The sequence below is a fragment of the Seonamhaeicola maritimus genome (genome assembly GCF_008056315.1).
GTDB classification, from domain to species: Bacteria; Bacteroidota; Bacteroidia; order Flavobacteriales; family Flavobacteriaceae; genus Seonamhaeicola; species Seonamhaeicola maritimus.
This window is the reverse complement of sequence record NZ_VRKQ01000012.1, coordinates 67,692-83,748: the sequence shown is the minus strand read 5'-3', so window position 1 is coordinate 83,748 and position 16,057 is coordinate 67,692. Positions and strand designations below refer to the sequence as shown.

General features: G+C 34.8%; 8 protein-coding genes. All 8 read left to right on the top strand.

What is annotated here, in order from left to right; genetic code table 11:
* Window positions 1–108: 108 nt before the first annotated feature.
* A complete protein-coding gene (locus FUA22_RS13525; protein ID WP_147769132.1) occupies window positions 109–3,519 on the top strand; it encodes a VCBS repeat-containing protein in 3,411 nt (1,136 codons plus the stop codon).
* Window positions 3,520–3,668: 149 nt separating this feature from the next.
* On the top strand, window positions 3,669–5,315 hold the full coding sequence (locus FUA22_RS13520) for a sodium:solute symporter family protein (protein ID WP_147769131.1): 1,647 nt from the start codon (window positions 3,669–3,671) through the stop codon (window positions 5,313–5,315).
* A gap of 23 nt (window positions 5,316–5,338) precedes the next feature.
* Window positions 5,339–7,618: an FAD-dependent oxidoreductase gene (locus FUA22_RS13515; RefSeq protein WP_147769130.1), complete on the top strand. Its 2,280-nt coding sequence runs from the start codon at window positions 5,339–5,341 to the stop codon at window positions 7,616–7,618.
* Window positions 7,609–8,754 carry a glycoside hydrolase family protein gene (locus FUA22_RS13510; RefSeq protein ID WP_147769129.1) on the top strand — a complete coding sequence of 382 codons (1,146 nt, stop codon included), beginning with the start codon at window positions 7,609–7,611 and terminating at the stop codon, window positions 8,752–8,754. The genes FUA22_RS13515 and FUA22_RS13510 overlap by 10 nt, the downstream gene beginning before the upstream one ends.
* Before the next feature lie 8 nt (window positions 8,755–8,762).
* On the top strand, window positions 8,763–11,930 hold the full coding sequence (locus FUA22_RS13505) for a glycoside hydrolase family 2 TIM barrel-domain containing protein (protein ID WP_147769128.1): 3,168 nt from the start codon (window positions 8,763–8,765) through the stop codon (window positions 11,928–11,930).
* Window positions 11,931–11,935: 5 nt separating this feature from the next.
* Window positions 11,936–13,069: a glycoside hydrolase family protein gene (locus FUA22_RS13500; RefSeq protein WP_147769127.1), complete on the top strand. Its 1,134-nt coding sequence runs from the start codon at window positions 11,936–11,938 to the stop codon at window positions 13,067–13,069.
* 4 nt (window positions 13,070–13,073) lie between these two features.
* Entirely contained in the window at window positions 13,074–14,795 is a 1,722-nt protein-coding gene (locus FUA22_RS13495) for a glycoside hydrolase family 2 protein (RefSeq protein ID WP_147769126.1), read from the top strand.
* A complete protein-coding gene (locus FUA22_RS13490; protein WP_147769125.1) occupies window positions 14,783–16,024 on the top strand; it encodes a family 16 glycosylhydrolase in 1,242 nt (413 codons plus the stop codon). The genes FUA22_RS13495 and FUA22_RS13490 overlap by 13 nt, the downstream gene beginning before the upstream one ends.
* The last annotated feature ends 33 nt before the right edge of the window (window positions 16,025–16,057 follow it).

Here is a 16,057-nt window from a genome sequence, read left to right as displayed (position 1 = left end):
AGAGTTAGTTTGTTTTAGTTTATTTAAGTCAGAGTTATTGATTTAGTTTATGATTGGGGGGCAAATTATTTTGTCCCCCAATTTGAATTTATATGTTAAATTTGGAATATGAGGGTATACTTCCACAAAGGGAAAATTTCAGTGGTAATCAGTTTTATGTTACTGTTGGTTTTATCTTGTAAAGAAAACAATAGTTCATTAGTTAATATTAAGGGTGAAAAGGCTAAAGAAAAAACAGGTTTGTTTGTAACCTTAAACGACTCTGTTAGTGGTGTTTCGTTTGTTAACAAGCTTCAAGAAAGTTTTGAGATGAATGCTTTGAATTACGACTATATGTATAATGGGGCGGGCGTTTCGGCAGCGGATTTTAACAATGACGGGTTGGTTGATTTGTACTTTGTTTCTAATCAAGGCGATAATAAGCTATATCTGAATAAAGGCCTTTTAAAATTTGAAGATGTAACCAATAGTTCTAATGTTCAAGGGGTTCCAGGCTTTGAACTGGCATCTACCATTGTGGATATTAATGCTGATGGCTTATTAGATATTTATGTTTGCCGCTCCGGACCTTTCATTCAGCCACAAGCAAGGGAAAATAAACTGTATGTTAACCAAGGAAACAATAAAGAGGGTATTCCAGTATTTGAGGAAAAATCGGAGGAATACCATTTAAACTTACCACATTATTCAACGCAATCAACTTTTTTTGATTATGATAGAGATGGCGATTTGGATATGTTTTTGATAAATCATAATACCGATACCAAGGTACTCTATGATTTAGATGGTCAGCAGAAAAAGAAATCTGCTTTAACAAGCGATAGGTTATTTAGAAATGAAAACAACATTTTTGTTGATGTGTCTGATGAAGCAGGTATTTTAAATGATGGAATTGGATTTGGCCTTGGTGTTGGAGTTGGAGATTTAAACAATGATGGGTGGCCCGATGTGCTAGTTAGTCAAGACTTTGCTTCAAATGACAGGATTTATTTAAATCAAAAAGACGGAACATTCAAAGAAGTCTGTAAAGAAGCAACTGGGCATACATCAAACTTTTCAATGGGAAATGATATAGCCGATTTTAACAACGATGGCTGGTTGGATTTCATGACTTTAGATATGGTTTCTGAAGACAACTATGGAATCAAGGCCAGTATGAGCGGTATGAATCCGGAACGTTTCAATACTTACGTCAAGAAAGGATTGCATTATCAGTACATGTATAATACCCTTCAATTAAATAATGGAGTAAAACCAGATACAGAAACAGCTGTTTTTTCAGATGTTGCTTTTCTTTCGGGAGTTTCAAGTACTGATTGGAGTTGGGGACCCTTGTTTTTTGATATGGACAATGATGGAGACAAAGATCTTTTTGTTTCTAACGGTATTAAAAGAGATTTTAGGAATGTTGATTTTATTCATTACCGAAAAAAAGCTGAGGCTTCTTATAGTGAAAAAATAAAAAAAGCACCACAAAATGTAATTCCATTATTAGAAAGGCAGAGGGATGAGGAAATTCTACGTAGGATGCCTTCAAGAAAAAAGGAAAATTATTTTTTTGAAAATTCAGGAAACCTGTCTTTCAATAAAAGGAATGGGGTTTGGAGTTTAGAAAAATTAACAGCATCTAACGGTGCAACCTATGCTGATTTAGATAATGATGGAGATGTTGAAATTATCACAAATAATATGGATGAGGTTGCTACTATTTATAAAAACAATAGTACTGAACTTGGCTTAGGCAATTTTTTAAAAATACAACTTAAAGGACCAAAAAATAATGTAAAGAGCATAGGAACTAGAGTTAGTTTAAAAACTAAAAATGGTCTACAGACTCAGGAACAGTATTTCACAAGAGGTTTTCAGTCTTCTGTTAGTTCAATTTTGCATTTTGGCTTAGGAGATTCTAAAGAGATTGATATGTTAGAGGTTTTTTGGCCAGATGGTCATAGACAAAAACTTAATAAAGTTAAAGCTAATCAAACTGTAGTACTTGATTATGAACAGGCTTCTAAACTGATAGAAACTAATAAAGCGGATACAAATCTGTTTGAAGATATTACTAAGCAAAGCGGAATTAATCATATTGTTTTACAAAATGCGTTTAATGATTTTGAAAGAGAATCATTGTTACCACATAAAATGTCTGAAGAAGCCATAGCATTATGTGTTGGAGACTTAAACAATGATGGTCTTGATGATTTTTATGTAGGTGGTGCAAAGGGTTTTGCAGGTGCTTTATTTATACAAAGAAATGCAGGGAAATTTACAAAAACTAACTCCAAACTTTTTAATACCGACAAAAAATACGAGGACGTTGATGCTTCCTTTTTTGATGCCGATAACGATGGAGATTTGGATTTATTTGTGGTTAGTGGAGGAAATGAACATGAACCTAATTCAGAGTTTTATTCAGATAGATTATACATAAATAATAAAGGTACTTTTCAAAAAAGTAAGTCTCCGTTTGAAAACAACTTAAATTATAGTGGTTCTGTTGTTAAGCCTTATGATTTTGATAATGATGGAGACGAAGATCTATTTATAGGGGGAAGGCAAAACCCAGGGAATTATCCATTTCCAGGAACTAGTTACTTGTTAAGAAATGATACCTCAGAAAAGGAGGTGAAGTTCACCAAGCTAGAAAATGAAATACTTGAAAATATTGGAATGGTGACTAATGCCATATGGGTTGACGTAGATTCAGATACAAAAAAAGAATTGGTTGTAGTTGGAGAATGGATGCCAATAGTGATTTTTAAAAATGATAGGGGAGTTTTAACAGAAAGTTTGAACAGCACTGATTTACAGGAAAGTGTAGGCTGGTGGTTTAGTTTAACTAGTGCAGATTTTGATAATGATGGTGATATGGATTTGATGGTTGGTAATTTGGGTTTGAACTCAAAATATCAGGCAACAAAAGAGAAACCTTTCCAAATTTATGCCAATGATTTTGATAATACAGGTTCTTTAGATATTGTTCTGGGCTATAAGCAAAACGGAAAAAATTATCCACTTAGAGGTAGAGAATGTAGTTCTCAACAAATGCCTTTCATTAAGGAAAAGTTTCCAAATTATCACGACTTCGCCATGGCTGAATTAGAAGATGTTTATGGTGATGAAAATATTGAAAAAGCTCTAAAATATAAAGCTACAACATTTGCTACTAGCTTACTTATAAATAATGGCAGTGGTAGCTATTCTATAAAGCCTCTAAATAATTTGGCACAAACTACAGCTGTTAAAAGTATGATCACACATGATTTTGATAGTAATGGCTTATTGGATGCACTACTATTTGGAAACATGTACGGTTTTGAAGTAGAAACTCCACGGCAAGATGCTGGGTATGGAATCTATTTGGAGTCAGATAATGGAAATTTTAGGAGAAAACCACATAAAGGTCTATTTGTTAATGGTGAAGTTATTAATGCAAAGAAATTAAAAATAGGAGCAGACAGATTGGGGGTTTTGGTATTAAAGAATAATGATTCTCTTCAACTCTTAGAAGTGAAATAAAAGCGAATTTCGACTTGTATTTTAAAATTACGGAAACGTTTCCGGTAATTTTAAGTGTTTTCGGAAACGTTTTCGGAATAAAAATTAATGTCTTTCAATATCCTTTGAAAACCAAGATGTATCTTTAAATAATTTTAAATATTTCTACAATGAATAATATCGATATCATCGTTATTTTAGTGTTTACAGCCTTGGTTTTTATTTGTGGAATGAGTTTCTCAAAATCAGGCAAAAACATGAAATCTTTTTTCGCTGCAGGAGGTGCGTTACCATGGTGGATGAGTGGTTTGTCCTTATTTATGAGCTTCTTTTCAGCAGGTACTTTTGTAGTCTGGGGGTCTATTGCTTACTCTAGTGGTTGGGTAGCCGTTAGCATTCAATGGACCATGTGTATAGCTGGGGTTATCATTGGGTTTTTTATTGCACCAAAATGGCAAAAGACCAAAGCTTTAACAGCTGCTGAATTTATAGCAGATAGATTAGGAGTTTCAACTCAAAAAATATATACATATTTATTTTTATTCATCTCCATTTTTACAACAGGAGCCTTTTTGTATCCGGTTGCTAAAATCGTTGAGGTTTCTACAGGTATTCCAATATCAACCAGTATCATCGTGCTTGGGATTCTAATATTGATTTATACAGCTGTTGGCGGTTTATGGGCGGTAATTGTTACTGATGTATTGCAATTCATAGTTTTAACTGCAGCAGTTTTAATTGTCCTTCCATTATCATTCGATAAAATTGGAGGTATTGACAATTTTATAGCAAAAGCACCCGAGCATTTCTTCGATTTTACAAATTCGGAATATACCGGTCTATTTATGGTGGCTTTTGGGCTTTACAATTTGTTTTTTATAGCCGGAAACTGGGCTTATGTGCAGCGTTATACTAGTGTGGCTACACCAAAGGATGCAAAAAAAGTGGGATGGTTATTTGGAGCACTTTATACCATTAGTCCGTTAATTTGGATGGTACCACCAATGATTTATAAAGTGCTAAACCCGGACTTGGGTAATTTGGCCGATGAAGGCGCTTATCTTTTAATGTGTAAAGAGGTATTGCCGGTTGGTATGCTGGGACTTATGTTAGGAGGTATGGTTTTCGCTACTTCAAGTTCTGTAAATACTACATTAAATATATCTGCTGGTGTTTTAGCAAATGATATTTATAAAAATATGTTCCCAAAAACTACCAATCAAGGTTTGGTTAGAGTTGGAAGAATAGCTACTGTTTCTCTTGGGGTTTTAACTATAATTATTGCCTTGTTGGTGCCTTATTTTGGCGGGATTGTTGAAGTTGTTATGAGTTTGGCTGCTTTAACGGGAGGCGCAATGTTTTTACCACCACTTTGGGCGCTATTCTCAAAGCATCAAACTGGGAAATCTGTTCTATCTGTTACCATTATTTCATTGGTAATTAATGCGTTTTTCAAATTTTTTGCACCTGATTTAATTGGAATTACTCTAGGAAGAGCGATGGAAATGGTAGTGGGAATGGGAATTCCAATTCTACTGCTAACCATTCTTGAAATTTATTTGATTCAATCTAAAAGTAAAACTTCTCAATACGATGATTATCAAAAATCATTTGAGTTGAAAGAAGATGTGAGTGATGAAGAAGAAGACGATAGAAGTAACAAAAAAGGAACAAGAGTTATTGGTGTTGGTGTAGCTTCAACAGGGGTGCTGATTATAATTTTATCATTTATGGCAGAGTCTGCAAAATGGTTAGTAGGAGGCATGGGATTAGCCATTCTTCTTTTAGGAATATTCATAATTAGAAAATCTAAATAGTTTAAAATAAAAATTGTGTTTTAATGATTGTAAAAACATTCAATAAAGAAAAAAGAGACTGTAAAACAATAGAATTAGTTTGTGATTTAAGTATTACCGGAGGTGGTACTGCAGGTGTTTGTGCCGCCATTACCGCTGCGAGAAAAGGGATAAAAGTAGTACTGATTCAAGACCGACCAGTTTTAGGGGGTAATGCTTCCTCAGAGGTAAGACTTTGGATATTAGGAGCTACTTCACATATGGGGAATAATAACCGCTGGTCTCGTGAAGGAGGTGTGATGGATGAAATTCTGGTAGAGAATTTATATAGAAATCCAGAGGGTAATGCTGTTGTTTTTGATACCGTTTTACTAGATAAAGTTTTAAATGAAGAAAATATCACCCTGCTTTTAAATACCTGTGTTTATGATGTAAATAAATCCAGTGACACGAAAATTGAATCTATAAAAGCATTTAATTCACAGAATTCAACCGAATATGTAGTAAAAGCGCCATTATTCTGCGATGCATCAGGTGATGGTATTGTGGCTTTTAAAGCAGGAGCATCGTTTAGAATGGGAGCTGAACCAAAGGAAGAATTTGGAGAATTGTTTGCACCTGATAAATCTTATGGTGAATTGTTGGGGCATTCTATGTATTTCTACAGTAAAAACACCGATAAACCTGTGAAATTTAAAGCACCAGAGTTTGCATTAAAAGACATTAAACAAATTCCTCGATACAAAGCTATTGGAAAAGATGACAAAGGGTGTCGGTTTTGGTGGTTTGAATACGGGGGACGTCATGATACCATTCATGATACGGAGCACATTAAATATGAACTTTGGAAGGTGATTTACGGCGTATGGGATTATATTAAAAACTCTGGAGAATTTGAGGATGTTGATAACATGACTCTAGAGTGGGTTGGTACCATTCCAGGGAAACGTGAAAGTCGTCGTTTTGAAGGTTTGTATATGATGAAACAACAAGATGTGATTGAGCAGCAAGAGTTTGACGATGCTATTGCTCACGGAGGTTGGGCTATAGATTTACATCCAGCAGATGGTATTTATAGTAAACTTTCGGCCTGCACGCAGTGGCACTCAAAAGGCGTCTATCACATACCTTATCGTTCGTTCGTTAGTAAAGATATTGACAATCTGTTTTTGGCCGGAAGAATTATCAGTGCTACCCATGTGGCATTTGGTTCTACGCGTGTAATGGCAACCACTGGGTTGTGCGCACAAGCGGTTGGAATGGCCGCGGCTTTGTGTACTGAAAAGAGCATGAAACCAGCTGATATTCTTGAAAATGGGGAGATTAAAAATCTTCAGAATGAGTTAAATATTGTGGGTCAAAGTATCCCAAATATTCCAATAAAAACTTCAACGAATCTTATAAGTGAGGCTAATGTTCAAGCTTCTTCCACTTTAGAAATTTCAGAAATCCCGTTTGATGGCAATTGGTTCTCGCTAAATATTTCCGCAGCACAATTGTTACCATTTAAGGCCAACCAGAGTTATAATTTTAAAATGTTGGTTAAGGCAGATGGGGCTACTGAATTAAAAGTGCAATTACGAACATCAGAAAAATCTAAAAATTACGCGCCAGAGGTGATTTTAGAATCGAAAACCTTCAAATTAGAACAAGGTGAACAATATATAACGGTTGAGTTTTCAAACGGAACACCAAATGATCAATACGCCTTTGTTACATTTTTATCAAATGATAAGGTTAGTTTGAAAACTAGTAATAAGCGCTATTCAGGAGTGTTATCTGTATTTAACGGTGTAAATAAAGCCGTTTCAAATAATGGAAAACAAGTGCCACCTGCAAACATAGGTGTTGACGAATTCGAATTTTGGACACCACACCGTAGACCAGAAGGTCAAAATATTGCAATGAAAATTTATCCAGCAATTCAATCTTTCAAAAGTGATAATATAGGAAATGGTTATGTAAGACCTTGGGGAGAAGTAAATGCTTGGGTAGCCGATTTAAATGATGAAAACCCAACACTTAAAGTTGAATGGGATGAAACTAAAACCATTTCAGAAATCAAATTGTTTTTAGATCCAGATTATGACCATCCAATGGAATCAACACTTATGGGGCATCCAGAAGAAGTTGTACCTTTTTGTGTTCGTAATTATACCATTAAGGATTTAGATGGTAATGTGCTTCATGTAGAGAAGGGTAATTATCAAACTATAAATACTTTTAAACCGAATGAATCTTTAAATTTAAAAGGATTTACAATTGAGTTTGTACATCCTTCAAAGGATGTGCCTGCCGCAATATTTGAAATTTTATGCCAATAAACCATAAATTATACCTTTTAGTAGTAACCATTTTTTTATACGTGGTTTCAGTTTCATGTCAAGAAGATAAAGACTTGAATTTGGGTGCTATGGTGCAACCTGTTCCTGAGGGACATAAAAAGATTAGTCAAGATTACCATATTTGGGGAGCTTCAGTAGTAAAAGGATATGATGAGAAATATCATATGTATTATTCAAGGTGGAAATATGACCTAGGGCATATGGGTTGGGTAACAGACTCTGAGATTGCTTATGCCGTGGCAGATAAAGCAGAGGGGCCTTATAGAGATTTAAATGTAGCTCTTTCGGCTAGAGGGAAAGAATTTTGGGATGGCACAACCACTCATAATCCAACTGTAATTAAAAAGGATGGTAATTATTATTTGTACTACATGGGAACCACATCACATGTGAAAGCTGAACAACCAACCACTATGAAGAACAAGGATTGGTGGATTTACCGAAATAATCAACGTATTGGAGTGGCTTGGTCTAAAAACCCTGAAGGGCCATGGCAGCGACTTGATTATCCAATAATTGATGTTGATAAAAATCCGAAAGCTCCAGATGCATTAATGACATCAAACCCTGCTATAAACATTGGGCCCAATGATGAAATATTTGCTGTTTATAAAGTTGTTGGAAAGCAAAAAGGCTGGAAACCAATTGATTTAAATAGTAATGAGAGTTATCAAGTGTCAAAAGGAGACCGCGTGCGTTACATGATAGCGTTTGCTAAAAACCCTTTAGGGCCATTTAAAAAACACAGTGAGACGATTTTTGAATTGAAAGGTGCCGAAAAAGAACATATGATTGCAGAGGACCCATACGTTTGGAGTCAGAATGGAACATATTATACTGTTGTATGTGATATTCAAGGGCGTTTTACAGGAGACAAAGGAGCCTTTGCTTTAATGACTTCTGAGAATGGTTATGATTGGAATCAAGCCAAACACCCATTGGTATTACCGAGTAGAATCCTTTTCGCAGATGGTACAAAAACAGATTATAAATTGGAGCGCCCGCAATTATTAATAGAAGACGGAATACCAACCTATTTGTTTGGCGCTTTGGGTATTACAGTTAACGGAATTCATAGAGGGCATGCTTGCAATCTTAGAGTTCCTCTTAAATAAGATTTATTATGAAGCATATATATTTAGTTCTAATCTCCATATTACTCATTGGGTGTAACTCTAAAGAGGATTTTTCGGCTAATGGTGAGTTATCGTTAAATGGTACTTGGAAATTCCATACAATCTATGGAGAAGGTTCAAATTATTTAAATATACAAGAAACAGAAAAAGACCTTGTTATTGACAATAACCACCCTAATGTAGAAAAGAGGGGTAAGTGGAGAACGGTTAAAAGTGCAGCTAGGTTCACAAGCTTCTACGGAGATGATTATTTACAACATAATTTTTCCATTACAGACCTTAAGGGAGGCAATAAAGCTGATAGTTCTTATGTTAGATTCCATCCTAATTTTAAAAAATCTGGTTATTATGAGGTGTTTACAATATTTCCGTTTGCCTCTCACCTTACGGCGCAATACAATGTAAAACACACTGAAGGAATTACAACAAAATACGTAAGCCAAAGAACCTATTGTAATGAGTGGATAAGCTTAGGTGTTTTTGATTTTAATAGTAATGACAAAAATTATGTGGAGTTAACAGCCATTGTAAGTGGTTCTGTTGCTGCAGATGCTGTTATGTTCAGAGAGATTTCAAAAGAGAAATACTTGGGGGCTAAAGATGAACCCAAACAGGTGTTTAAGACTGATTTTGATGATTCAAATTGGTATGACTTAAAGGTACCAGGGCATTGGGCCATGAATAATGATTTTTCAAACTACACCGGGAAGGGCTGGTATAGAAATACGATTGATATTCCGCAAGGTTGGACAAATGCGTCAAGTAATAGATATTATTTAAAATTTGGAGGGGTATATCATCTGTCCAAAATATATCTTAACGGTAAATTCATTGGCAAAAATAGAGGTGGTTTTACACCATTTGAATTTGATGTCACAGATGCTTTAAACTTTTACGGGAAGAATGTCATCGCTGTTCAAGCTGATAATACTGCTATTGTTGGTGCTACTTGGAATTGGGGTGGTATCATTAGAGATGTTGCGCTATCAAAAACCAAAGACGTTAGAATAGATTATCAATATGTTCATACTGAACCAGATTTAAAAACGGGGAATGCACAGTTAAAACTAAAGGTTAGGATTGAAAACAATTCATCAGAAACGAGAACCATAACGGTTAATTCTAAAGTTTTAGATGAAAACGAAATAGGAAGCTTAGAAGGGACAATTGAAGTTGAACCAAACGCTTCAGAAGATATTCATTTGGAAACCAATTTATCAGCCAAAAATGTTAAGCTCTGGCATTTTGACGACCCGAACCTATATAAAATAACAACTACCATTTCGGAAGGAGAAGCTTTATTAGGAGAAATGACAGATAACTTCGGTATTCGAAAAATTGAATTGACAGATTCTCAAATGTTATTAAATGGAGAACCTGTGCGTTTAGCTGGATTTAATAGAGTTAGTGAGAGTAGATTTTGGGGGTCATCAGAACCAATTCAAATTTTGGAGAAAGACGTTGATTTAATGAAAGAAGCCGGGGCTAATTTCATGAGAATTATGCACGGGACTCAAAATGAAAACCTCATTGATTTATGTGATAAAAAGGGAATTCTCCTTTTTGAAGAAGTAAATGTAAGAGATTTAGATAATGATGAGTTTAGAGCCAATTATTATCCGCTGGCAAAGTTTGAAAAGGAAGCTGGTGTTGAAATAAATCCAAAGGACGAAGAAATTCTTATGCTTGATGAACCGTATATTAAGGTTACAGAAAAACATAATTTTAAAGTTTCTGAAAAGAACTATTTTTTATCTAAATATTGGCTTAAAGGTATGATTGAAAGAGATATCAACCACCCCAGTATTATTGGTTGGAGTGTTGGCAATGAGTTAAATAATCACTTTGAATATGGTAAAGCCGCTATTGATTATGTGAAACAAGAATTAGACCCTTACAGATTGGTGACTTGCGTAAGCAATTCTGGCCAAAAGGAAGAATATACACCAGAAACCGACCCCAATACGTTTTCAGATTTGATTATGCACAATATGTATCGTTGGCAAGGGGAACCACAAGAAATTTTAACGACACTAAGAACCAAATGGCCTAATAAACCAGTGTTTATTTCAGAGTACGGTTTTGACCCATTTCCTTCAACTGAGATAGATGGTGATAAAGAAATATTTTCGGAATGGATGGGTCATTTTAAAAATAAAAATGAGTTTGTAATAGGAACGTCTATGTGGACTTTTAATGATTACAGAAGTGGATATGCGGCTACAACTGCTGAGGAAAATAGAGTTTGGGGTATCATTACCACTTGGAGGCAAAAAAGACGCTTATTTGATCGTATTAAGAAAGAGCATGCGCCCATAGAGAATCTTGAAATATTAAATGTTGATTTTAAAAAGAAATCGGCTGAAATACTAATTCCCATTAAAAGCAGAAGAGACTACCCAAGCCACAGTATGACGGGGTATCAATTGAAATATCAGTTTACGGATACCAATGGGGACATAGTCTTAAATGAAGCTATTGATTTACCAATTTTAAGACCTGAAGATAATTATTGGAAAGGTGAAGTTATCTGGGACGATTTACCAGAAAATATTTTGGATTTAACAGTTCGTTTAATGACGCCAACTGGATATTCAAGGTTTGATAAAACGGTCTCTTTCCAAAACGCCATCACACCACAAATCAAAGAACTAATTGCAGGAAAAAATGCAGTTAGGGTGTTATTTGATAAAGTTCCTAATGCATCTGAATATTTCGTGTCCTACAAAAATGAAGATGGAAAAGAGGTTCAGTCAAACAAAACCATAACTAATTATATTGATATTGACAGTTTAGGTGAAGGTAAAGCTTATAGTTTTAAGCTTTATGCAATTAATGATAGAGGAGTGAGTAATCCTTCGGAAGAAGTAGAATTAACAACTAATAAAAAAATATTACCACCAATAATTTGGGACGCTTTTATAACAGATAACAAACTGGTTATTGGTTATTCTAGTGATTTTAAAGATGGTAACTATACTGTGAAATACGGTACTTCTAAAAACAACTTAGATAAAGAGTTTGTTTCAAATGTAAGAGGCATGGTGTCTATAGATTTGAATGGCAATCATGAAGTGTTTTTCAAAATGAATAGAGAATACAAAGGTCAAGAAAGTAATTGGTCTCAAATAGTAAAAGCAACTAAAACTAAATAATAAAAATGAAGTATAATATTTCAATTCTAATGGTCTTAATATCATTATTAATGGCTTGTTCAGGTAAAAAAGACACAAAAGAGCTGGTTAAAAAGTCAGAAGCAAAAATTGAACACTACAAAATTGAATTGGGAAAAGTATCTCCAAAATCGGTTTTTAAGAATGACACCATGAGTATTTGGGGTGGTTCTTTGGTAAAGGGTGAAGATAACTTGTACCATATGTATTACGCTAAATGGCCAAAAAACATTGGATGGGAATGGGTAAACTATTCAATTATTTCTCATGCAGTATCTGAGTCTCCATTTGGACCTTTTACTCATAAAGATGATGCCTTACCAGACCGTGGATCCGAATTTTGGGATGGTTCAACCACTCACAACCCAACCATTCATAAGGTAAATGGCAAATATTATCTCTATTATATGGGGAATACAGGAGACAAGAAGATTGTAAGCGTACCCGGAAAAGCCAAAATACATTGGGGTCATAGGAATAAGCAGAGAATAGGTGTAGCAGTAGCCGATAGTCCAGACGGACCTTGGAAGCGTTTTGATAAACCGGTCTTAGATATTACTGAAAACGATTCATTGGGACATGATGCTCTTATGACATCCAATCCTTCAGTTTGCCAAATGGCCGATGGAAAAATTTTAATGGTTTACAAAGCGGTTGGTCTCAAATATCCTTTGCCTCAGGGAGGGCCAGTAGTTCATATGGTTGCAATTGCAGATACACCTACAGGTCCCTTTAAAAAATATCCAGACCCCGTTTTTACTGTTGAAGGAGAACGTTTTCCAGCAGAAGACCCTTATATCTGGTATCAGGATGGAAAATATCGGGCTATAGTAAAACGTATTAAGTTTGAAGGGAAAAAACGTATGTTTTCTCTTGTGCACTATGATTCTGACGATGGTATTAATTGGAATGAAGCCAAATATTATGAATTATCAGATAGAACGGTTACATGGGAAGATGGAACTACCACAAAATTTGATCACTTAGAACGCCCGCAAGTATTTATTGAAAACGGAGAACCTGTAGCTCTTTTATGTGCAGCAGATTCAATTGATGTTAACAATGTAAGACAATCATTTAACATACAAATACCTTTAAAAATCACTAAGCTTAACGAGTAAAAATATGAAATTAACTCAATATATAGTATTTGCATTTTTAGTGCTTTCAGCATGTACAGATACATCAATTAATCAATATTCTAAGGAGATGTTTTTGAATGGGTCTTGGCAATTTTTAGCATCAAATGAAATTGATGATAAAGCAGTTTTAAAAGAAGATTTCAACAAATGGGATACGCTTCAAGTACCAGGAAATTGGGATACTAGAAAGCGTTATTCAGAATATGTTGGAAAGGGTTACTATCAAAAACAGTTTGAAATCCCTAGAAATTGGAAAGATAAACAGGTAAGATTAAAATTTGATGCCGTTTATGAATCTGCTAAGGTTTGGTTGAACGGAGAATTTTTAGGAGAACACGTTGGAGGTTATACGCCATTTGAATTTAATATTACAGATAAGGTTGATTTCAAAAAACCGAATTCGGTTGTGGTAATGGCCGATAACAGCTATAAAAGAGGTGCTTGGTGGGCATGGGGAGGTATCAGTAGAAATGTCTCACTTATCGCTAATAATGATATTAGGTTTGTGTATCAGCATATAACCTCAGAACCGGATTTTGAAAAGAACGAGGTTAATTTTACTGTAAAATACAAGCTTGAAAATAATGACGAATCGAAAGCTTTAGTTAAAATTAACACCAATATTGAAGGTGTTCACACAGATTCATTAAGTATTCAGGTTGAAGCAAATTCAACGTCTGTTTCCTATTTAAAATTTAAAAAGAATTTATCCGAGGTTAAACTATGGCATTTCAATACGCCAAACCTTTATGAATTGAATAGTTCAATTTCAATTAATGATTCTGAGATCGATTCGGCATCCGATAAGTTTGGCATCAGAAAATTTGAAGCTAGAGGAGAACAATTCTTCTTAAACAATGAGGCCGTAAGAATGAACGGTGTTAATAGAGTTCATGACCATCCGGATTATGGAAATACGGAACCAGACCATTTAGTGAGGAAAGACATGTTCGATATTAAATATAATTTGGGTTGTAATTTCTCAAGACTAATGCATGCACCCTTACCCAAAAATCTTTTAAAACTTTGTGATAGTATAGGGTTCTTAGTAGTTGAAGAAATACCAGTTTGGGGAGATGATGACCCCCAATCATTTCCAAATAATCCACAGACAAAATTGTGGTTAAAAGAAATGATAGAGCGTGATTATAATCATCCATCGGTTGTGGCGTGGAGTGTTGGGAATGAGTTAAGAAATCAAGGCAACGATTGGAAAACCAAAGCTTTAACAAAAGAACAATATGGGTATGTTAATTCTATGTTAGATTATGTAGATGAGTTGGATACAACCAGACTAAAGACCTATGTAACCATAACCTCCTACAGAAAAGGAGAAATAGGAACTGAGCCTTACGAAAAAGTTGATTTTATTTCAATGAATAGTTATGGTAAAGCCCCAGAACTAGCAAAGAAAACCAATGAAAAGTTTCCTAATAAACCCATTTTCGTTTCTGAAATTGGTATAGGGCAGATAGGGCCTGCACCAAAAGCTGTCTTAAGTGATGAGTTAGTTGGTTATCTCCAAGAATTAAAAGACTTACCTTATATAACAGGCGTATCTATTTGGAGTTATAACGATTACCGTAGTAATTACAAAGGAACACCAGAATCTGGTTTTAGAGAATGGGGTATTATTGATGAACGCCGAAATAAAAAAGAAGCATATATACAGCTTAAAGAGATTTATAAAGAATGGGAAGATTAAATATTTTAAGTTTTCTATTTCTCTTGATTTTTGGTGTTGTGTCTGCCCAATTACCCCATGGAATTAAAGAAAACTATAGGTTGTTTTGGGAAGATGATTTCAATTATGAAAATAAACAATTAGATAATCAATGGGAGTCTGCAAATCATTCAAGTTTGAACCTTTATTGTAGTAGATGGCGGGAAAATGCGGTTGTAAGAAACGGAGAATTGCACCTCGATATTAAAAAAGAGCAACGTGGAGGTCAGGATTGGACAGCGGGAAGTGTTTGGACCAAACGTAAATTTAAGTATGGTTATTTTGAATGTCGATACAAATATGCTGGAGGAGAGGCCACAAACAATTCTTTTTGGTTAATGACTAGACCAAGAAAGGAACCTAATGAAGGCAAAATATTTGAAATAGATATTAATGAGGGGCATTATCCCAATGAGATTAGTACCAATATCCATAACTGGTCAGATATTGAAGAGATGCCAAATGGCAAAAAAAAGCACCCAAGCTATAATAAACAATTCTACTTTGGAGCAAAGCCAGATTATTCCATTCAATTAGAACTACCTATAGAAACTAAAAAAATACGTTTTGTCTCAAATTCTAGCTCAAGATTCAATATAGGAGAATTTAGAGTCTATGGAGTTAACGAATCGGGAGAGTATCCTGAAGTATTGTCTGAAACAGCAGATGAAGATATTCTAGGAATCATTAATTATTCTAGGGCTAAAAACGTTAACATTACATCAAGTGGTTCTTTCAATAATAAACCTACGGAAGCAAATTTAGTTGACGGTAACCCCTACACCTCTTGGAGCACGCAAAACGAAGGCCAAAAATGGGTTGAATTTTCATGGGATGCGCTCTTAAAAGTAGGGTGTATTCAATTTGTAAATGGTTGGAGAGACGGTAATAAAAACTGGCGCAGTTTAATTAATGAATACAAAGTGCAATATTTCAAAGATGGAGTTTGGAGTGATATTACGGCATTGAATGCACAATCCGAATATGATTTTTCTGAAGAATTCCACACCTACGGATTAGATTGGACCGAAGATGAACTCGTGTTCTATTTTGATGGAAAAGAAATACGACGGGTAAAAAATGAATTTTGCCATAGCGAGGCACCTATATGGTTAAGTTTAGCGCTTATAAAATGGCATGGGACGTTGAAAGATGACTTAGATGGAAAAAGTATGAAGGTAGATTGCGTAAAATATTATCAATCAAAATAAATAGAATATAAAACTTAATAAAAATAAGGTACA